The organism is Lampropedia puyangensis (assembly GCF_004833285.1).
Taxonomy (GTDB): domain Bacteria; phylum Pseudomonadota; class Gammaproteobacteria; order Burkholderiales; family Burkholderiaceae_C; genus Lampropedia; species Lampropedia puyangensis.
In genome coordinates this window covers 304,630-325,252 of record NZ_STFG01000001.1, presented here as the reverse complement: position 1 = coordinate 325,252, position 20,623 = coordinate 304,630, and the positions used below count along the sequence as shown (strand labels likewise).

Annotated in this window: 15 protein-coding genes and 1 tRNA gene; 11 read left to right on the top strand and 5 right to left on the bottom strand. The window is 54.0% G+C overall.

Annotated elements, in window-relative coordinates; all coding sequences use genetic code 11:
- The first annotated feature begins 1 nt into the window (after position 1).
- From hglS to E9531_RS01285, 5 genes are all read left to right on the top strand, one after another.
- Positions 2–1,384, top strand: a complete 1,383-nt coding sequence (gene hglS, locus E9531_RS01305; protein ID WP_136571930.1) for a 2-oxoadipate dioxygenase/decarboxylase HglS — start codon at positions 2–4, stop codon at positions 1,382–1,384.
- Positions 1,381–2,667 carry an NAD(P)/FAD-dependent oxidoreductase gene (locus E9531_RS01300; RefSeq protein ID WP_136571929.1) on the top strand — a complete coding sequence of 429 codons (1,287 nt, stop codon included), beginning with the start codon at positions 1,381–1,383 and terminating at the stop codon, positions 2,665–2,667. Before hglS ends, E9531_RS01300 begins: the two co-directional genes overlap by 4 nt.
- A gap of 53 nt (positions 2,668–2,720) precedes the next feature.
- Positions 2,721–3,971 carry an aminotransferase-like domain-containing protein gene (locus tag E9531_RS01295; protein WP_136571928.1) on the top strand — a complete coding sequence of 417 codons (1,251 nt, stop codon included), beginning with the start codon at positions 2,721–2,723 and terminating at the stop codon, positions 3,969–3,971.
- Positions 3,972–4,226: 255 nt separating this feature from the next.
- Positions 4,227–5,741, top strand: a complete 1,515-nt coding sequence (amaB, locus tag E9531_RS01290) for an L-piperidine-6-carboxylate dehydrogenase (protein ID WP_136571927.1) — start codon at positions 4,227–4,229, stop codon at positions 5,739–5,741.
- Between the two features lie 301 nt (positions 5,742–6,042).
- Complete coding sequence (locus E9531_RS01285; protein ID WP_244609925.1) at positions 6,043–7,344, top strand: amino acid permease; 1,302 nt, start codon at positions 6,043–6,045, stop codon at positions 7,342–7,344.
- A 194-nt stretch (positions 7,345–7,538) separates the two neighbouring features.
- Here E9531_RS01285 and E9531_RS01280 read toward each other — a convergent pair.
- Positions 7,539–7,614 (bottom strand) — tRNA-Gly (locus E9531_RS01280).
- 221 nt (positions 7,615–7,835) lie between these two features.
- Between E9531_RS01280 and E9531_RS17960 the strand changes: the two genes are divergently transcribed.
- The 6 genes from E9531_RS17960 (at position 7,836) to E9531_RS01250 (ending at position 16,359) form a co-directional block, all read left to right on the top strand.
- The gene (locus E9531_RS17960) at positions 7,836–8,429 is read left to right on the top strand and encodes an RNA-binding S4 domain-containing protein (protein ID WP_425293544.1); all 594 of its coding nucleotides are present in this window, start codon (positions 7,836–7,838) and stop codon (positions 8,427–8,429) included.
- 387 nt (positions 8,430–8,816) lie between these two features.
- Complete coding sequence (locus E9531_RS01270) at positions 8,817–9,344, top strand: hypothetical protein (RefSeq protein ID WP_136571925.1); 528 nt, start codon at positions 8,817–8,819, stop codon at positions 9,342–9,344.
- A gap of 191 nt (positions 9,345–9,535) precedes the next feature.
- Positions 9,536–10,879, top strand: coding sequence for a tRNA (N6-isopentenyl adenosine(37)-C2)-methylthiotransferase MiaB (miaB, locus tag E9531_RS01265; protein WP_136571924.1), 1,344 nt, complete (start codon positions 9,536–9,538; stop codon positions 10,877–10,879).
- Positions 10,879–11,979: a metallophosphoesterase gene (locus E9531_RS01260; protein ID WP_136571923.1), complete on the top strand. Its 1,101-nt coding sequence runs from the start codon at positions 10,879–10,881 to the stop codon at positions 11,977–11,979. The genes miaB and E9531_RS01260 overlap by 1 nt, the downstream gene beginning before the upstream one ends.
- Before the next feature lie 135 nt (positions 11,980–12,114).
- Positions 12,115–14,538, top strand: a complete 2,424-nt coding sequence (locus E9531_RS01255) for a YgiQ family radical SAM protein (protein WP_136571922.1) — start codon at positions 12,115–12,117, stop codon at positions 14,536–14,538.
- A 264-nt stretch (positions 14,539–14,802) separates the two neighbouring features.
- Complete coding sequence (locus E9531_RS01250) at positions 14,803–16,359, top strand: multicopper oxidase family protein (RefSeq protein ID WP_136571921.1); 1,557 nt, start codon at positions 14,803–14,805, stop codon at positions 16,357–16,359.
- A 33-nt stretch (positions 16,360–16,392) separates the two neighbouring features.
- Here E9531_RS01250 and E9531_RS01245 read toward each other — a convergent pair whose 3' ends face one another.
- The 4 genes from E9531_RS01245 to atpG all read right to left on the bottom strand — a co-directional run bounded on the left by E9531_RS01245 (position 16,393) and on the right by atpG (position 20,603).
- A complete protein-coding gene (locus E9531_RS01245; protein ID WP_136571920.1) occupies positions 16,393–17,631 on the bottom strand; it encodes a D-amino acid dehydrogenase in 1,239 nt (412 codons plus the stop codon).
- A 172-nt stretch (positions 17,632–17,803) separates the two neighbouring features.
- Positions 17,804–18,220 carry a F0F1 ATP synthase subunit epsilon gene (locus tag E9531_RS01240; protein WP_136571919.1) on the bottom strand — a complete coding sequence of 139 codons (417 nt, stop codon included), beginning with the start codon at positions 18,218–18,220 and terminating at the stop codon, positions 17,804–17,806.
- Positions 18,221–18,302: 82 nt separating this feature from the next.
- Complete coding sequence (gene atpD / locus E9531_RS01235; RefSeq protein ID WP_136571918.1) at positions 18,303–19,709, bottom strand: F0F1 ATP synthase subunit beta; 1,407 nt, start codon at positions 19,707–19,709, stop codon at positions 18,303–18,305.
- Between the two features lie 21 nt (positions 19,710–19,730).
- Entirely contained in the window at positions 19,731–20,603 is an 873-nt protein-coding gene (atpG, locus tag E9531_RS01230; RefSeq protein ID WP_136571917.1) for a F0F1 ATP synthase subunit gamma, read from the bottom strand.
- Between the last annotated feature and the right edge of the window lie 20 nt (positions 20,604–20,623).

The window sequence follows — 20,623 nt, the reverse complement described above, 5'->3', positions numbered from 1 at the left end:
TATGACTACCAGTAGTTTTGCCTCCTCTGATGAAATTCACTCCCGTTTTTCTCGGGCCATGTCGGAAATGTGTCGCCAAGAGGTTCATCAATACGGCGTATTGCTGGAGCTGGTGCACGATATCAATGCCGCTGTTTTGCTGGCTGATTCTGATCAACATGAGGCACTGGAGTGTCACGGTGAGCTGGCACGTTTGAATATCGAGCGCCATAGTGCAATCCGCGTAGGCACTGCTGACGAGTTATCCAATATTCGACGAGTATTCCGCGTCATGGGCATGCACCCTGTCGGTTATTACGACTTAGCGGCTGCTAGCGTTCCAGGCCACTCTACCGCTTTCAGACCAGTCGACGACGACATCTTGCACATCAAACCCTTCCGCATCTTCACATCTTTGCTGCGGCCTGAACTGATTGAGGACGAAGCGTTACACGGAAATGCCGCAGCTATTCTGGAGCTCAGTGATATTTTTCCGACTCAAGTGCTGAGCGTGGTAGCTCGCACTGAGCGGCAAGGCGGGCTGCCCGAAGCCGATGCAGACGCATTTATGCATGGCGTCACCGAAACCCTCCGTTGGTATAACAAGGTCACTGTGGATGAAAAAATCTACCACCAGCTGCGTAGCGTCCATCGCTTGATCACGGATGTCGTCTGCTTCAAGGGACCTCACATTAATCATCTCACGCCACGTACGCTGGATATTGATGCCGTCCAGATGGAAATGCCACAACAGGGAATTCGCACTAAAGATGTGATCGAAGGGCCGGCAAAAAGAATCCATCAGATATTGTTGCGTCAGACTAGCTTCAAGGAGATGGAGGAGCACATCACCTTTGTTGGCAGTAACGACCATGCAGGTTCACATACCGCTCACTTTGGTGAAATCGAACAACTTGGAATTGCCTTAACACGACCGAGCCGTCAACTGTATGACGAGCTACCGTCACAGGTACGCGAAATTGATGGAGAAGGCAATATCAGCAGCGACTATTCGGAACGAGTAAAAACTGTCTCTGCTGATTTCCCAGATGATCTTACCGAACTTTACGAGCGTGGCCTTGCATTTTTTCGCTACGAACAGCGCGACCAAAAACCCTTCGCGGCAGCGGCCAAGGATGGAAGCCCTTGGAATATCCGCACATTGGTGCAATCCAGCAGTGTGGCGATTACACCGATTATTTACGAAAACTTCCTCCCAGTTAGTGCGACTGGCATCTCTCAATCCAATTTTGGTGGGGCGAAGCAGAAGAGTTACTCAGCCAAGGCTACTTTCGAAGCTCAACCGGGCACATACGTGCTCGATGAAATCGAGCTTTACGAAGCAGCACAAAGCCATTCTGAAGAAGTATTGAGGTTGCGTTACATGGCGGAGGTGCAAGCATGAAGGGCGATACACGTAGCCATGGATTGTGGGAAGCCTCCGCCCCCCCTGCGCCTGAATGCACAGTCCTAACCGAAAACCCTATCAAGGCCGATGTTGTTGTAGTCGGTGGCGGCTATACAGGTCTGTCGACAGCTCTGCATCTGGCAATTGGTGGCGCATCAGTGGTGCTATTAGAAGGCGAGCAGATTGGTTTTGGTGGCTCAGGCCGCAATTGCGGCCTGGTGAATGCGGGCATGTGGGTCAAGCCCCGCGCACTACCTGATGAATTAGGGCAAGTGTATGGCTCTCGCCTACTACATCTGCTGACTGACGCCCCCTCCGTGGTCTATGGGCTGGTAAAGCAGCACGGCATGGAATGCGAGGCAATTAACAATGGCACGCTGCATTGTGCAGTAGGACAGTCGGGCCTGAAGGACGTAACGGATCGCTGGCAACAGTGGCGCGAGTTAGGCGCTCCTGTGGAACTATTGGATGCGGATGCAATTGCACGCGCCACCGGAACCTCAGCTTTCTCCGGCGGACTACTAGATAAACGTGCAGGCACCATTCAACCATTGGGCTATGCACGTGGTTTGGCGCATGCAGCAAGGGCAGCAGGTGTTCGCCTGTATGAACACAGTGCCGTAGTATCCACCCAAGACCATGGCACCCATTGGCAGCTCAATACAGCCAGCGGTTCCGTCGAAGCCGACTGGGTGGTTGTGGCAACCAATGCATACACCAAAGGTGTTTGGCCGCAGTTGCATAGCGAAATTGTGCGACTTCCATTCTTCAACCTAGCGACCGAGCCGCTTAGCCGCGAAGTGCGCAGCCGCATTCTGCCTGGCTTGCATGGCGCTTGGGACACCCGCTCCATTCTTACCTCGTTTCGTCTTGATATGGCTGGTCGATTGATCTTGGGCAGCGTCGGAGCGCTACGAGGACCAGGCTTGACGGTGCACAGGCGCTGGGCTCGGAAAGCTTTGGTGGATTTGTTTCCTGAACTGCGCGATGTTGACTTTGAACACGAGTGGTATGGACAGATCGGCATGACTTCAAACGCGTTGCCACGCTTTCATGAACTTGGTCGCCAGACTCTGTCTTTCAGCGGCTACAACGGCCGGGGCATTGCACCGGGCACCGTTTTCGGCCGCGAAATAGCACGCCTGATTTTGGGTGAAATCAGCATGGAGGAAATGCCGTTGCCTGTAACTCCTATTGCCACTGTCTCCTGCAAGGCGGTGCGCGAGGCTTTTTACGAAGCCGGCGCCCAAGTTGCAAGCGCGACTGGTGTGCGCTTCTGAATTTGGCCGCTGCAAACGCTGAATTGCAACCACGATGCTTTATGTGAAATGACATGACACTCCCTGCCTTTTCTTCTCTTTTTGCTCAACCAACCGGATCACCGATTCGCGAGCTATTTCCTTATCTGAGTCAGCCCGGGATTATTTCTCTGGCCGGAGGTTACCCTTCGCCCTCATTGTTTGACGTCGAAGGTCTTGACGAGGCCTGCCAACGTACGATGGTGCGTGGAGGTGCAGTGCTGCAGTACGGTCCCACCGAGGGTCAACCTGAATTGCGCGAGGCTTTAGGTGCCCTGATGGCTGGTCGAGGGGGAGTTGCAGGAGCGGGGGATGTACTCGTCACGACTGGTTCACAGCAGGCATTCGACTTGCTACTGCGGGTTTTCCTAGATCCGGGCGATACGGTGTTGATCGAAAGCCCTGCTTACCCTGCGGCAATCCAGGCATTGCGGCTGGCCAATGCCCGATTAATAACGGTTCCAACAGACGCCAATGGCCTCGATATAGACCGATTGCGCGTCATTCTCGCTGAGAGTCCGATCCACCAGCGCCCCAAACTGCTTTACACAGTGCCAAATTTCTCAAACCCAGGCGGCACTCTCCTCGCGGATGGCCGCCGCCGTGAGCTTGTGGCCCTTGCTGTTGAGTATGGCGTACTGATAGTTGAAGACGATCCGTATGGCGAACTGACCTTTACAGGTCACAAGGCGACGACCCTATATCAATATGGCGCCGAATGGCAAGCAAGCGACAACCCGGTGGTTTATCTTTCCAGCCTATCCAAAACAGTAGCTCCTGCATTGCGCACAGGATGGTTAGTGGCTAGGCCAGATGTGCTGCGCCGCTGTGCAATTGCCAAGCAAACCGTCGACCTGTGCACATCTGCGCTTACGCAAGCAATTGCAGCCGAATATCTGCGCCTGGGGCGTTACGAGGAGCGCGTATCGCTTGCTGCTGCTGAGTATTCGCGTCGCATGCAAACACTAACGGAAGCTCTCTCGGAGACGTTAACCGACAGAGTGCGCTTTGTCACTCCTGAGGGTGGAATGTTCCTGTGGGTAGATATCGTCAGCCCCATCGATTCCGCAGTGCTTTTCCAAGCTGCCGTGCGCGCTAATGTGCTCTATGTACCTGGCACAGCCTTCGACCCCGAAGGCAAGGGATTGCAAGCTATGCGCCTGTCTTTCGCAGGTCCCGACATGCCACAAATTCAAGAGGCCGTTGTGCGCCTTGGGCAAGCATTTGCCGAAGCAGAAACCGCCGGTATACAAACCAAATCCGTGCCGGCTCACCATCAACACTGAAGCCATTAGCCAATCCTGAGCCAACTCACGATAAGGAGGAGAGCTACCAATAAAAACGTTTCGCATCAGAAGCTCCGTGGCAATAGCGCCAGAGGTTTCACTGAGTCCACCACGATGGATTCGGACTTGTGCTCAGACCAAGGTTTTCATGAATGAAGCCGTCTCGGGCTGTTTCAACTCAGGAGCCTGGTGCTCTTTCGAATGGCGGCACCAATGTTGCGCCAACATCAGAATCTCTTCACTGGATTTCAACCAATGACTCAAACCGTACAACTTACTCGCGAAATTCTCGAACGCCTAGGCGCAGCTGACGCATTACAGGAAGCTGGCACTATGCGAGTGCGTTCGCCCATTGATGGCGCTGAATTGGGACGCCTCGTGCCACACACAACTGAGCAAACCGACCAGATTATTCAGCGCGCACATTCTGCCTGGCTGGAGTGGCGTAATGTGCCTTCACCTCGACGTGGAGAACTGGTACGTTTATTGGGCGAAGAACTGCGCGCGGAGAAACAAGCGCTGGGTCAACTGATCTCTCTGGAAGCTGGAAAAATCATCAGTGAAGGATTGGGCGAAGTGCAGGAAATGATCGATATCTGCGATTTTGCAGTTGGTCTGTCGCGCCAGCTTTACGGCCTGACAATCGCCTCTGAGCGTCCCGGCCACCGCATGCTAGAAACGTGGCATCCATTAGGTGTTGTGGGCGTTATTACTGCGTTCAATTTTCCAATGGCCGTATGGTCCTGGAATACCGCACTGGCCTTAGTTGCAGGCGACTCAGTGGTGTGGAAACCGTCGGAAAAAACACCGCTTACAGCACTGGCCTGTCAAGCAGTATTTGAACGTGCTATCGCGCGCTTTGCTGACGCACCAGCCCATCTGAATCAAGTGCTGATTGGCGGTCATGATGTGGGCGAACAGTTGGTTGATGATTCACGTGTGGCATTACTGTCCGCGACCGGCAGTACGCGCATGGGTCGCGAAGTTGGCCCCCGTGTGGCACGCCGTTTTGGCCGCTCGTTGCTGGAGCTGGGGGGCAATAATGCAGTCATCGTTACCCCCAGCGCAGATCTCGATCTGGCTGTGCGCGGCATTGCTTTTGCAGCAGTGGGAACGGCTGGCCAGCGCTGCACCAGCACGCGCCGCCTAATCGTACACAGCAGCGTGCGTGAAGCGCTAGTAGCACGGTTGAAAAAAGCCTACAGCGGCTTGCCCATCGGAAACCCACTAAACCAAGGCACGCTGCTAGGCCCACTGGTGGACAAGGACTCCTTCAATGGCATGCAGTCTGCTCTGCAATCCGCACAGGCCGACGGCGGCAAGGTATTTGGCGGCGAACGTGTGCTTCAAGATACGTATCCGAATGCCTACTACGTCAAGCCTGCCATCGTTGAGATGGATCGCCAAACCAACACTGTGCGGCACGAGACTTTTGCACCGATTTTGTATGTACTGACCTATGAACAGCTCGAAGAAGCTGTTGCACTGCAAAACGATGTACCACAGGGACTGTCATCGGCAATCTTCAGCAACGATGTGCGTGAAACCGAAGTATTTCTGTCTGCCAGCGGCTCAGACTGCGGTATTGCCAACGTCAATATCGGTACGTCGGGAGCCGAAATTGGAGGCGCTTTCGGCGGAGACAAGGAAACCGGCGGCGGGCGCGAATCCGGCTCCGATGCATGGAAAGCCTATATGCGCCGCGCCACGAATACCATCAACTACTCGCGTGAGCTGCCGCTCGCTCAAGGTGTGAAGTTCGACGTGTAAACCGGGGCAAGGGAAAAGGGCATCCTCCGGGCTTGTCCTTTCACTGCTAGTGCAGACGTGGGGTGTCACCCCAGGAAGGAACTCGCCCGCATAAATGCTGTGCTGGAGATCATAAAGGTAGCCCTCCAGCACAAGGGGGGCACCACCGCAGACCAACTCAGTAGACAGGTTGCGCTAGCCAAATCACGCACGGCACCAGCACAGAATTAATCACAGCAAGATGGAGGAAACATGCATGTCAAAAGCAACTCAAACAATACAGCGACCGCTGGCGCACGGATTGACTTCACGACAAATGTCCATGATTTCAATTGCTGGCATTATTGGCGCAGGGCTGTTTATAGGCTCAGCCAACGCCATTGCAGCAACTGGCCCTGCGGCAGTGCTGTCCTACATTCTGACGGGCGCATTGGTATTACTGGTCATGCGCATGCTTGGTGAGATGGCAGTTGCCAGCCCGGACAGTGGTTCGTTTTCTACCTACGCTGCGCGTGCCATTGGACCTTGGGCAGGCTTCTCCATCGGCTGGCTCTATTGGTGGTTCTGGGTATTGATTATTCCCGTCGAAGCCATCGCTGGTGCAGACATTCTGCATCAGTGGCTCCCCAGCATCCCCTCTTGGGTGCTGGCTTTCGTCATCATGATCGCATTGGCTTCCACCAACTTGTTAAGCGTCAAGAATTTTGGCGAGTTTGAGTTCTGGTTCGCTCTCATCAAAGTACTTGCCATCATCGCTTTTATCGTCGCCTGCATGATGGCACTATCTGGCTTCTGGCCCTTCGCTGAGGGCAGCAAAGTTGATCCGGTGCCTATTTTCTCTAACTTTATGCCCAACGGTATAAGCGCAGTTCTGGGTGGAATACTCATCACCATGTTCTCCTTTTTTGGAGCGGAAGTCGTGACGATAGCAGCAGGTGAGACCGACAACCCACGAGACAAAATCCGCAAAGCGACCAATCTTGTCGTATATCGCATCTCGTTGTTTTACATCCTGTCCATCTCTCTTATTGTTTCAATCGTGGGTTACAACGATCCGCGCTTGCTCGAGGTAGGTTCTTTTCAGCGCACGCTGGAAATTCTTCAACTACCAGAAGCCAAACTGATTGTCGATATCGTCGTTTTGGTAGCGGTAACATCGTGCATGAACTCTGGGCTATATACAGCGTCGCGCATGATCTATTCTTTGTCAACGCGGGGCGATGCACCAGCCGCCATACGACGCGTTTCTAGCAAGGGTGTACCCTATGCCGCAGTACTAGCCTCAACGCTGGCAGGGTTTGCAGGCTGCCTGGTCAACTACTTGATGCCAGGCCAAGTTTTTGCCTTCCTGCTCTCGACCACGGGCGCCATTGCACTGGTGGTGTATTTGGTAATCGCAGTCTCGCAACTCCGTTCACGCTATTTGGCCGAACGCGCTGGAATTGAACTGTCATTTAAGATGTGGCTGTTTCCTTGGCTGACTTGGCTGGTTATTGCCCTGATTTTGGTAGTCTTAGGATACATGGCCATTGCAGACGGCTACCGCTACCAGTTGGCACTAACCTGCAGCGTCATTGGCGTAATCCTATTCATGGCCGCGCTGCGTGGTCGTCAACACAACTAAAGCCGCAGCGTGCTTAGTGAGGCTAACACCCAATGCAATATCCAACTGTTGCACCCAAACAGATAGCGATGACTTTTCCCTTCACCATGAATTGACCACAATGGTTCTCAGGGATGACACTACAGCAATAAAAAAGGGCCTAAAGGCCCTTTTTTATCTAGCAACAGACACATGAAGTACGTCTGTAAACAATTTGGAGCGGGAAAACGGTCTCGAACCGTCGACCTCAACCTTGGCAAGGTTGCGCTCTACCAACTGAGCTATTCCCGCATTTTTGCAAGTCAGACAATCAAATCATTGCCTAATTGCCAAAAACGTAAGTGTAGCATAAGTTTTTCGCCCTGCTTTTTAAAAAAACCATTTTTTGTTTTGCCGGACACTATTCATTTTTCACGATTGCGTGATCTTCTCCGTACCATATTGAGGCTGGCCTCAACAGCCAACCAGGGTTGCATCTGACACCAGAAATCTATTCTCTCTTTCATTAATTCATGGCCCAACAAAAAAACGCCAACACCTCCAAATTAAGTAAACGTCCAAACGACAAGGCCGCTGCGCACGCTCCAACAGAAGCAATGCGCCTAGATAAATGGTTATGGTGCGCCCGGTTTTACAAAACCCGCACCCTGGCTACCGAGGAAATCAGCAAGGGTCGTGTCCAACTCAATGAGTCCCCGACCAAAGCCAGCCGCGAAGTTAAAGTGGGCGACACACTCTGCATCTCCAACGGCCCGTTGAAGCGGACGATCACCGTCAAAGCACTAAGTAGCATACGCGGTCCCGCTACAGCTGCCCAGCTGTTGTATGAAGAGACAGCCGCCAGCATAGCGTTGCGAGATCAACAGGCTACGATGCGCAAGCTGGCACCAGAACCTGCCGACATGCTACGCCATGGCCGCCCTACTAAAAAAGACCGCAGAGACATGCAGCAGTTCACAGGCCAATGGAATGAAGCAGAGCTGCAGACAGCTTCGCCAAGCGATTGGATGCGCCATGAAGTCGCCCCAAAACCTCAACCTCAGTCGCTGCGCACACGTAGCGCATTGGATAAACGCTGGTCGTCCTCTCATCCATCAGATAGATAGGAACTCCCCCCAAAGCCCACCCATCAAGGCAGTATCAGCCGCTGCCTTTGAAAAGGGTTTTGTCATTAAAAATCCGACCCTTCCAATGCTAACGGGTTCGCACTTCTTACCGAGTTCCCTTTAAATTGCACCAACTGGGTGTTTTAAGGATTTGTCGCATTCCAACCACCACACCTGCCAATCAGATTAAGCCACTGATCTCATTCGAGAGCCCGGCCATTACAATGCACATCTACTTTGCGCTTTCATTTGGATATAGCTCCTAATCCATGCAAGGCCTGCAACACACCATTATTTTTGCCAGACAGCCTCTGGATACACACCATGATCCGCTGCAAGCACACTCCACGACACACACCTCTTCAGCTCACCCACGCCATAAGCACAATGCGTGTTTTAAGAACTTGGCTGGTCGCCGCTAGCATTGCTACGGCAACAGGATGGGGGAGCATAGGGACTGCTTGGGCACAGATTGCCCCGTTGCATAGTGGTATCAGCAGTACAAATACGGTGCGCGTTTTCCCTGAGAAATCCTTGTTCGGAACTTTGCTGGTACTGGACGCAAACACAGCGCGCATCAATGGCCAAGCATTTCGCATGGCGCCCGGCATGCGAATTTTCAACCAAGACAATCTGATGCTGCCCAGTGCCCAAGTTGCAGGCCAATCTCTGAAGGTCCGTTACCTGATGGAGACCTCCACTGGCATGCTGCAAACTGCATGGGTCTTGCGTGAAGCGGAAATGCCCCCACGCAGACTGTTTGGCTTGTTTGGCCCTGCCACGCAAGATCCACAGGAAGTGCAAACGGGCCCACTGGGTGTTGGCACAACCACAAATGCGGCAGCACCCAAAGCGGGGACGGCAGCATCTGCCTCCACGCCTACACTCGGATTCGGCACCATCAAGGGCCATTAACAAGCAACGCTTGTGCTGCAAGTCCTTCTCTTGCAGGACCTTCTTTTTGCCCCCAGTCCTTTGCTACACATGCCTTTGCCCTTCAGGTTAAAGGCAAACCAAGGTTAGATGTGCAAGTCGCCCAACGGCGTGGCCTCTTGCACCATTGCAATCACTGTTTGAGCTCGACCAAAGAGCACCGCCCCACTGCTATGACCAAAAAAGTCTTTATCAAAACCTTTGGCTGCCAAATGAACGAGTACGACTCGGACAAAATGGCAGATCTGATGCACGCCACTGACGGCTATGAAAAAACCGACAACGTGGAAGAAGCAGACTTGATTCTGTTCAACACCTGCTCAGTACGTGAAAAAGCCCAGGAAAAGGTATTTAGCGACTTAGGCCGCATCAAACACCTCAAAGCCAAGGGCGTCAAAATTGGCGTGGGCGGCTGCGTCGCCAGCCAAGAGGGCGATGAAATCATTAAACGAGCCCCTTTTGTAGATGTGGTTTTTGGTCCACAAACCTTGCACCGTCTGCCACAACTGCTGGCTGAACGAGAAGTACAAGCGCGCCCGCAGGTCGATATCTCGTTTCCTGAAATTGAAAAATTCGACAACCTGCCACCTGCCCGCGTTGAAGGTGCTTCAGCCTTTGTCTCCATCATGGAAGGCTGCAGCAAATACTGCAGTTACTGCGTGGTGCCCTATACCCGCGGAGAAGAAGTCAGTCGTCCGTTTGAAGACGTATTGATTGAAGTCGCAGACTTAGCCAGTCAGGGCGTTAAAGAAATCAATCTGCTGGGGCAAAACGTCAATGCCTACTTGGGAAAAATGGGCGACAGCACAGAGATTGCAGACTTCGCTTTGCTGCTCGAATACGTGGCCGACATTCCTGGAATTGAGCGTATTCGCTACACCACCAGCCACCCGAACGAATTCACGCCACGTTTGATTGCCGCCTACGAAAAAATCGACAAACTGGTCAACCATCTGCACTTGCCAGTGCAACACGGCAGCGACCGCATTCTGATGGCCATGAAACGCGGCTATACCGCCATGGAATACAAGAGCACGGTGCGCAAGCTGCGCGCTATCCGCCCTGACTTGGCCATGAGCAGTGATTTCATCGTAGGTTTCCCCGGCGAGACCGATGACGACTTCAGCAAACTGATGAAGTTGATTGACGACATTGGCTTTGACAACAGCTTCTCTTTCATCTACAGCCCGCGCCCAGGCACGCCAGCAGCCAACTTGCACGATGACACACCGCACGAAGTCAAACTCAAACGCCTGCAGCAAGTGCAAGCCGCGATCAATGCCAACCTCAAACGCATCAGCGAAGAACGCGTAGGCACAGTGCAGCGCCTACTGGTGGAAGGCACATCCAAGCGTGATGCCGGTGAGTTGATGGGGCGCACCGAATGCAATCGCGTCGTCAACTTCCCTGCCCCAGCAGAGGCCGCCAGACTCATTGGTCAGATGGTGGACGTGCGCATCACCGATGCCATGACCTACACCTTGCGTGGTGAAGTACTGGTCAAGGAAACCGTGTGATGCCAGAGAATGCCTGCATCCCTCCTGCCAGCTTGGTCCAGCCACTGCCCGCAGGCCCGTTGGACATCATCGGTGACGTGCATGGGGAATGGGATGCACTGCAGCAATTGCTCGGCCACCTCGGTTATGACACCGAAGGCGCCCACCCGCAAGGGCGAAAATTGGTCTTCGTTGGGGACTTATGCGACCGCGGGCCAAACACGCCTGCCGTGATGGATTGGTTTTGCAACGCGTATGCAGCGGGGCATTGCCTGGCCGTTCTGGGCAACCATGAAGTCAATCTGATACGAGACGATGCCAAAGACGGTGCCGGCTGGTATTTTGATTCACGCACAGAGAGAGACCGCACCAAATACGCCCCCTTCGTTGTCGCATCACCTCCCCAGCGCGAGCGCTACGCGCGGCTTTGCAACGATCTGCCTGTTGCGCTTGAGCGCGCTGATCTGCGGATTGTCCATGCCGCTTGGCAGGCTGCAGCGATTGAAGCGGCGCGCCAATTGCCCTTAGGCAGTGCACGGCGCGCTTATGACTGTTTTGAAGCGCAAGCAGAGCAAGAGGCGCACAGTGGCACATTGCAGCGCCGCATCCTGCAGGAGAAAACCCAATGGCCACATGATGTGGAAGACGGCACCCAAACACCTCCCTTGCTTGTCGCCCACGGTGAGCGTGAGTTGCTCAAGCAAATGACCAATCCGCTCAAAGTTCTCACCACTGGTGTTGAAGCCGCCGCGCAAGCGCCCTTTTATGCAGGCGGCAAATGGCGCTTCACTGATCGCCAAGCCTGGTGGAATGGCTACGAAGAAACCACACCAGTCGTGGTTGGCCATTATTGGCGACTCTTTACAACGCCACAGAGTGCATCATCCACACCGTCAAATGCCCCGATCGAGGCAGCCCTCTTTGCTGGCATTCCCGGTAACCATTGGCATGGCAAGCTGCGCAATGTGTTTTGTATTGACTTCTCGGTGGGAGCACGCTGGAGTGAGCGCCTGCAGGGCATCACCCGGCCAGCACAAAGCCGCTTTCATCTGGCAGCCTTGCGTTGGCCCGAAAAAACCTTGGTTCTGGATTGTGGCGACACCTTTGAAACCATTGCATGACCATGCGCTGACAATGAACTGATAGCAAGCGGGGCCATCTCCGCCTAGTCACACCTTGTTCCTGCTCGCTCCCTACAATAACGCCCCAACTTCACAATGCGCGCGCATCCCTTGTCCAACGCGCTAAAAAGCCCCATGAATGCCCCCGTCGACGTCTCCTTCTTTCCGCGCAACGCCAAGCTGTTGAGCAGCTATCGGCCCTATTGGGCCAAGCGTTTTGGCATCGCCCCATTTCTCCCCACATCCCGTGCAGAGATGGAACAGCTCGGTTGGGATAGTTGCGACATCATCATCGTCACAGGTGATGCATATGTGGACCACCCCAGTTTTGGGATGTCGGTCATCGGGCGTGTTTTGGAAGCGCAGGGCTTTCGCGTTGGCATCATCGCGCAGCCCGACTGGCAAAGTGCAGAACCTTTCAAAACGCTGGGCAAGCCCAACCTGTTTTGGGGCGTGACGGCCGGCAATATGGACTCCATGATCAACCGCTACACGGCTGATCGCAAAATCCGCAGTGACGATGCCTACACTCCCGGCGATGTAGGTGGCAAACGCCCTGATCGCGCGGCCATTGTGTACTGCCAACGCTGTCGCGAAGCATACAAAGACGTGCCAATCGTACTGGGCGGCATTGAAGGAAGCCTGCGCCGCATTGCCCACTACGACTACTGGAGCGATACCGTGCGGCGTTCTGTCGTGGTGGACAGCAAGTGCGACTTGCTGCTTTACGGCAATGCTGAACGCGCGTTGGTTGAGGTGGCGCATCGGCTGGCCAAACGCGAACCAGTCGCGGACATCACAGATGTGCGCGGCACCGCCTTTGTCAGGCGCCTACAAGACGATGGGAAGACTTGGTGGGAGCTTGACTCCACTGACATTGACACACCCGGCCCTGTTGAGCCGCACATCAATCCCTACATGACCGTGAGCGAGCAAGCTGAAGCCGCAGGCAGCAATTGCACTCGCGATGAGCAAGGCAACAGTGCAGCGACGGCTGACAGCACAACCAGCAACGCAACGGGCTTGAGTGCAGATGGGACTGCGCCCATTCAGTTCCACCTCAACCCCAACCTACAAGGAAAAAACAAACGCGCCTTGCCCCCGCGTGACGAAACGGTGATTCGCCTGCCTTCGTTCGAGCAAGTCAAGGCAGACCCCATTTTGTATGCACACGCCAACCGCGTACTGCACCTGGAAACCAATCCAGGCAATGCCCGGGCTTTAGTGCAGCGCCACGGCAGCGGTGCCACTGCACGCGATGTCTGGCTAAACCCGCCCCCTATTCCACTGACCACAGCGGAAATGGACTACGTCTTTGGCCTGCCCTACGCACGCAATCCTCACCCACGTTATGCCGATAAAAGTGGCAGCCATGAGGGCGAGACCAAAATACCTGCTTGGGAGATGATCCGCACCTCCGTCAACATCATGCGCGGCTGTTTTGGAGGCTGCACCTTCTGCTCCATCACCGAACACGAAGGTCGCATCATTCAAAGCCGCTCGGAAGACTCCATCATTGGTGAGGTCGAGGACATTCGCGATAAAGTCAAAGGTTTCACGGGTGTCATTTCTGACCTGGGTGGGCCTACTGCCAACATGTACCGATTAGGCTGCAAGTCACCGGAGGTCGAAGCGGCGTGCCGCAAACCTTCTTGTGTGTTTCCCGGCATTTGCCCCAACTTGCATACCAACCACGACCCGCTCATCAAAATCTACCGCCGCGCACGCCAGCTCAAAGGCATCAAAAAGATTTTGATTGGTTCGGGTTTGCGTTACGACTTGGCCGTTGAATCCCCCGAATACGTCAAAGAACTCGTGCAGCACCACGTAGGCGGCTATCTGAAAATTGCGCCCGAGCATACTGAAGCCGGCCCACTGGGCAAAATGATGAAGCCCGGCATTGGCAGTTACGACCGCTTCAAGCAGATGTTTGAGCAGTACTCCGCCGAAGCGGGTAAGAAACAGTACCTCATCCCTTACTTCATTGCAGCCCACCCCGGCACCAGCGATGAGGACATGATGAACCTGGCCATCTGGCTCAAGAAAAACGGCTTCCGTGCCGATCAGGTGCAAACCTTTTACCCCAGCCCCATGGCCACAGCCACGGCGATGTACCACAGCGGCCGCAATCCACTGACACGCGTGCGCCGCTGGATGCGCGACAAAGAAGAAGAACAGGTCGACATCGTGCGCGGAGAAAAGCGCCGCCGACTGCACAAAGCTTTCTTGCGCTACCATGACCCCAACAACTGGCCACTTTTGCGCCAAGCACTCAAAGACATGGGGCGCAGCGATTTAATTGGCAATGGCAAGCAGCACCTGATTCCCACCTACCAGCCATTGACCGATGGCAGCTACAAAAGTGCGCGGCGTAGCAACTCCACAACAGGAGAAACCAAAACCTTCTCCCGTGCAGGCGCGCCTACCGCAACAAGAGCAGGAGCGAAAACAGCCACACGTTCAACAGCAACACCCGCCCGCGGCAAACTACTGACCCAGCATACAGGTCTGCCCCCCCGCCCCGGCGTCACATCAGGCAAAAGCAAGCGACGCCCCTGATGCATGCCTGCCAAAGCAACGCTTTTGAGCCGTCACAAGCACGGCCTTAAAAGCGCTGCATTCAGCGCCATGGATACGAAAATTGCTATGCCAAGGACGGATTCACTCGCAGGCCAAACCTTGACTCCTCCATTGGAGTATTGAGGCAAAGCAAATGATTCAAGGTATGCTCAACCCCTTGTGCACTGCACACTGGGTCAACTCAATAGGGTTAGTGCCACGGGGCTGTGCAATTGAATTTCCTTTTGCTGTTGCTGTTGCTCTATGTCCTCCACACCCTCCCGCAAGCGCCGCATTCTCCTTTTAGGCTTGGGTGCAGGCTCACTCCTGTCCCATCCTTTGCGTTCAGCCTTGGCCAGCAATATGCCGGGCATGGCTTCGCATGGAGCAATGGATGCACCTGTCTATACGGGCCCAATAGCTTTGGCCCCATTGTCGAGTCTGCCGCAACACCGACCGCTACAACCGCTGCCACGCCTGGTCAACAGAGCCAGACGAGGCAATTTGTTTCGCAGCCGTTTGGTTGCTGCGCCAGCACGTCTGAAGCTGGGGCAATCGCTACCACCTACCCCCTTTTATTGCTACAACCACAGCACCCCAGGGCCGCTGATTGAGGCCTATGAAGGCGACCAAATCGAGATTGATTTCTTCAATCTACTGCCGCAAGCCTCGACCGTCCATTGGCATGGCCTCGCAGTGCCTGCAGACCAAGATGGTGCCCCCCAAGACTTCATTCCTGCAGGCGGAAAACGCCGCTACCACTTCACACTGCCTGCAGGCAGTGCTGGTTCACACTGGTATCACCCCCACCCCCACATGATGACCGCAGAGCAGGTCTACCGAGGCTTGGCTGGTGCATTCATCGTGCGCGATCGCAACGATCCATTGCGCCACATTCCAGAACAAGAACTATTTATCTCCGATTTGAAACTGGCTGCAGATGGCACGGTTGCCCCCAATGATCGGGAAGATTGGATGAATGGCCGAGAGGGTCAATTTGTACTGATCAATGGTTTGCATTTGCCATTGATTACCCTCGTCGGTACACAACGCTGGCGCATTTGGAATGCGTGTAGCGCCCGCTACCTGCGTTTGAGCCTGGACGGTTTGGTTTTCAGCCAAGTCGCAACAGATGGAGGCCTGTTGACAGCACCAGTGCATGGGTTAACGGAGCTATTGCTCGCCCCAGCAGAACGGGCCGAAATCATCGTCACAGCCCCAAGCCAAGGCGGCTCACGCGTGCAATTGGTAGCAGAACCTTATGACCGTGGCGCCATGGGACGGTTGGCTGGGCCATCGCCGCGCAGAGTGCTTGCCGATGTGGATATAGTGCCTACATCTAAAACCACGTTACCCGTTCCTGACACCTTGCGTCCCATTGCAGCGCTGGAGAATCCAACAGCGGAGCATATGGTCGCATTCTCCGATTTTGTAGACCTAGAAGCCCCTGCACCAAGCAATCCTTATGAGCGCCCGCAAGACATGCTCTTTCTCGTCAACGGGCAGGCTTACGACATGGAACGCATCGACATTGAAGGCCGTCTGGGTGAAGTCGAAGAATGGACGGTCATTAACGCAACGGCCATGGGCATGGAGCACCCCTTCCACATCCATGGCGGACACTTTCAAGTGCTCGAGCGCAACCTAGATGGCATCACGACGCCTGAACCCTTCTTAGCTTGGCGCGACACCATCAACCTGAAGGCAGGAGAAAGTGCCAAGCTGCGCATGCGCATCACTGAGCCGGGATTGCGCATGTTCCATTGCCACATTCTTGAGCATGAAGACTTGGGCATGATGGGGAATCTGCTTGTGAAATAAAAACTCGCAGTTTCATCAATACACATCAAGGAATCAGCTCGGAAGATCGTTGTGAACCAAACTCGTAACCATAGCAGCCGTTGCGCCTGAAAGCGTCCAACCCAAATGCCCATGGCCAGTGTTGTAGTACACCCGTGGCCGTTTACCGCGTGCGACGACTGGCAGCATGGAGGGCGTCATCGGGCGCAAACCTGCCCATGGGGTGACCTTTTCAGTTTCTACTTGCAGGTTATCGCGCACCCATTGCACTAACGGTCGGATACGGTCGGCTCGAATATCCCAATTTTCCCCACTGAACTCTGCTGTACCTGCAACGCGCAGCCGGTTCTCACCAAGCCGGCTGGTCACAATTTTCGCCTGTTCATCTAACAGACTAACCCACGGGGCATTGGCTACGCTGTCGGCATCAGACAAGTCCACCGTAACAGAGTAACCTTTCACCGGGTAGACATTGATACGGTCACCCAGCATGTTGGCCAAGTGTCGGCTTCCAACGCCAGCGCAAACTACCACCGCGTCGCAGTGCAGGGACGCTATTGGTTGCAGCCCGTCCTTACCACAGCCATTTTTCCATTGCACCTCAACACCACTAGAGTGCGTTTTGATGTACTGGACTACTGCGTCTTGAATAAAAGCCACACCTTTGCGCGCGCAAGCTCTGGCAAGTCCACGCGTGAACTTATGAATGTCTCCCGTCGAATCACTTGGGGTGTAAAAACCGCCAAAGTAACGCCCGCGTAGGCTTGGTTCCAACTGATGGATTTCTTCATTGGTGACTGGAGAGCGCTCTAGGCCCCCTTCTTTGAGCAATTGCGTGGCGTGCGACGCTTGCTCAAAAGACACACGATCATGATAAAGATGCAAGATGCCCCGCTGCTCCAAATCAAAATCAATGCCTTCGGCTGTTGCCATTGCAAATAAGTGGCGGCGCGCCTCAATCGCCAAACGCGTACAAGCAACACTGTTAACACGGTGATGGCGGATTTGATACATAAATTCAGCCAACCAACTGTATTTATGCCAGGAAAAACGAGGGTTAAAAAGCAGCGGGGCCTCTTTGGTTCGCATCCAAGAAAAAGCCTTCTTCAGGGTCTCCATACTGTTCCAAACTTCAGTATGGCTCGCCGAGAGTTGGCCGCCATTGGCAAAAGATGTTTCCATTGCTGGATAGCGGTGGCGATCCAGCACAGATACTTCAAATCCCGCCTGAACCAAGCTATAGGCAGTCGTTACGCCAGTGATACCAGCACCAATCACAGCAACATGTGTCATAACAAACTATCAAAACGGTCATGAATAAAGGTACTTGCTTGAGTTTGGCAAGACAAGCATCAGACAGACCTTACTGAAATAGCATGCATAAAAAAACCGTTGCCAAGGCAACGGTTTTCATACATTGAACGAAAGCAATACACAGCGCACTCAAACGAATGCATTGCTAAGGTTAACGCTTTTGGCGGAATCTGCGCAAAGCTGCCAGTTCGGCGGCCAAAACAGCCAATTCAGACTGGGCACTTGCCAAGTCAATATCGCTTTTGGCGTTGCGCATAGAATCTTCTGCTGCTTGTTTGGCCTTGTTGAGTTTCTCTTCGTCCAGATCCGCACCACGCACAGCCGTGTCAGACAACACAGTAACGCGATCGGGCTGCACTTCCAAGATGCCACCAGCCACAAACACAAACTCTTCTTTGCCATCAGGCAATTCGATACGCACAGAACCCGGTTTGATACGTGTGATCAAAGGGACGTGGCGCGGCAGAATACCCAATTCACCGGATTCGCCCGGCAGCGCGACAAACTTGGCTTCGCCCGAAAAAATAGATTCTTCGGCGCTGACCACGTCGACATGAATGGTGCTCATTGGCGTTCCTTGCAACGGTTAGGATTGAAACTGACCAAGTAATTCACTATATGAATCACTTGGCCGCCTAAGGCTTTGGAGATCAAGCGACCTTCTTGGCCTTCTCAATCGCTTCGTCAATCGTGCCGACCATGTAGAACGCTTGCTCTGGCAAGTGGTCCACTTCACCGTTGGTGATCATCTTGAAACCACGGATGGTTTCAGCCAGAGGCACGTATTTACCAGGCGCGCCGGTAAACACTTCAGCAACGTGGAAAGGCTGTGACAGGAAACGCTGAATCTTACGTGCACGTGCGACCAGCAGCTTGTCTTCAGGAGCCAATTCGTCCATACCCAAAATCGCGATGATGTCACGCAATTCTTTGTAGCGCTGCAGTGTACCTTGCACGGCGCGAGCGACTTGGTAGTGCTCTTCACCCACCACTTGGGGATCCAGCTGACGGCTGGTCGAGTCCAGTGGATCAACCGCAGGGTAAATACCCAAGGCAGCGATGTCACGCGACAGAACCACGGTGGAGTCCAAGTGAGCAAAAGTCGTCGCAGGCGATGGGTCAGTCAAGTCATCGGCTGGCACGTACACAGCTTGAATCGATGTAATCGAACCGACCTTAGTGGACGTAATACGCTCTTGCAGACGGCCCATTTCTTCAGCCAATGTAGGTTGGTAACCCACGGCAGAAGGCATACGACCCAGCAAAGCGGACACTTCAGTACCGGCCAAGGTGTAACGGTAGATGTTATCCACGAAGAACAACACGTCACGGCCTTCGTCACGGAAGGCTTCAGCCATGGTCAAACCAGTCAAAGCAACGCGCAAACGGTTGCCTGGTGGCTCATTCATCTGGCCATACACCATCGCCACTTTGGATTCGGCCAGGTTTTCCTGGTTCACCACTTTGGCGTCCGACATCTCGTGGTAGAAGTCGTTACCCTCACGAGTACGCTCACCCACACCAGCAAACACGGACAAACCGCTGTGTGCCTTGGCGATGTTGTTGATCAGCTCCATCATGTTCACGGTCTTGCCCACACCGGCACCACCGAAGAGACCGACCTTACCGCCTTTGGCGAACGGGCACACCAAGTCAATCACTTTGATGCCGGTTTCCAGCAGCTCTTGCGATGGTGACAACTCGTCGTAAGCCGGGGCTTTACGGTGAATCACGGCAGTGTGCGTGCTGTCCACAGGACCGCGTTCGTCAATGGGGTTACCCAACACATCCATGATACGGCCCAGCGTAGCTGTGCCAACAGGAACGGTGATAGGGTTGCCTGTGTTGACAACGATCAAACCGCGACGCAGACCGTCAGAAGAACCCAGCGCAATGGTACGAACCACGCCATCGCCGAGCTGTTGTTGCACTTCCAGCGTCAGGGCAGAGCCCTCGAGCTTGAGTGCGTCATACACGTTCGGTACGGAACCTTGTGCGAACTCCACGTCCACCACGGCGCCAATACATTGAACAATTTTTCCTTGAGCTTGAGCCATTACTATTCCCAATCAAAATGTTTAGACGGCTGCCGCACCAGCCACGATTTCGGACAACTCGGTCGTAATCGCTGCTTGGCGTGTTTTGTTGTAGACGAGCTTGAGATCTTTGATCACAGTACCTGCGTTGTCGGTCGCAGCCTTCATGGCCACCATCCGGGCAGATTGCTCAGAAGCCATGTTGTCGGCCACTGCTGCATAGATCAAGGATTCCACATAACGCACCAGCAGCTCGTCAATGACGGTCTGTGCATCTGGTTCGTAGATGTAGTCCCAATCACCACCTTTTTGAGCGTCTTTTTTATCCAGATGCTCAGGTTGAAGCGGCAACAGCTGCTCAATCACAGACTCTTGGCGCATGGTGTTGATGAACTTGGTATAGCTCAAATACACGGCATTGATTTCACCAGCCACATAAGCATCCAGCAACGCCTTCACGGGGCCAATCAAGGCCTCCAGACGCGGCGTATCGCCCAAGCCAGTGACTTCCGCCACTACCGGTGCGCCAATACGGTTGAGAAACCCCAAACCCTTGCCGCCAATGGCTACAGCACGGACAGATTGCCCTTGCTTTTGCAGCTCACCGATTTTGTTTGTCACTGCGCGCAGCACGTTGGTGTTCATGCCACCGCACAGCCCTTTGTCGGTCGTCACGACGATTACGCCAGCAGCCTTGGCATCGTTGCTCACCATAAAGGAGTGACGATACTCAGGATTGGCTGCTGCCAAGTGGGCAGCAATCGTACGGATTTTCTCGCTATAAGGGCGTGCAGCTTGCATGCGCTCTTGTGCTTTGCGCATTTTGGACGCGGCCACCATTTCCATGGCTTTGGTGATCTTTTTGGTGTTTTCCACCGATTTGATCTTGCCGCGTATTTCCTTACCACTTGCCATAGAAAACTCCTTTCAATGAG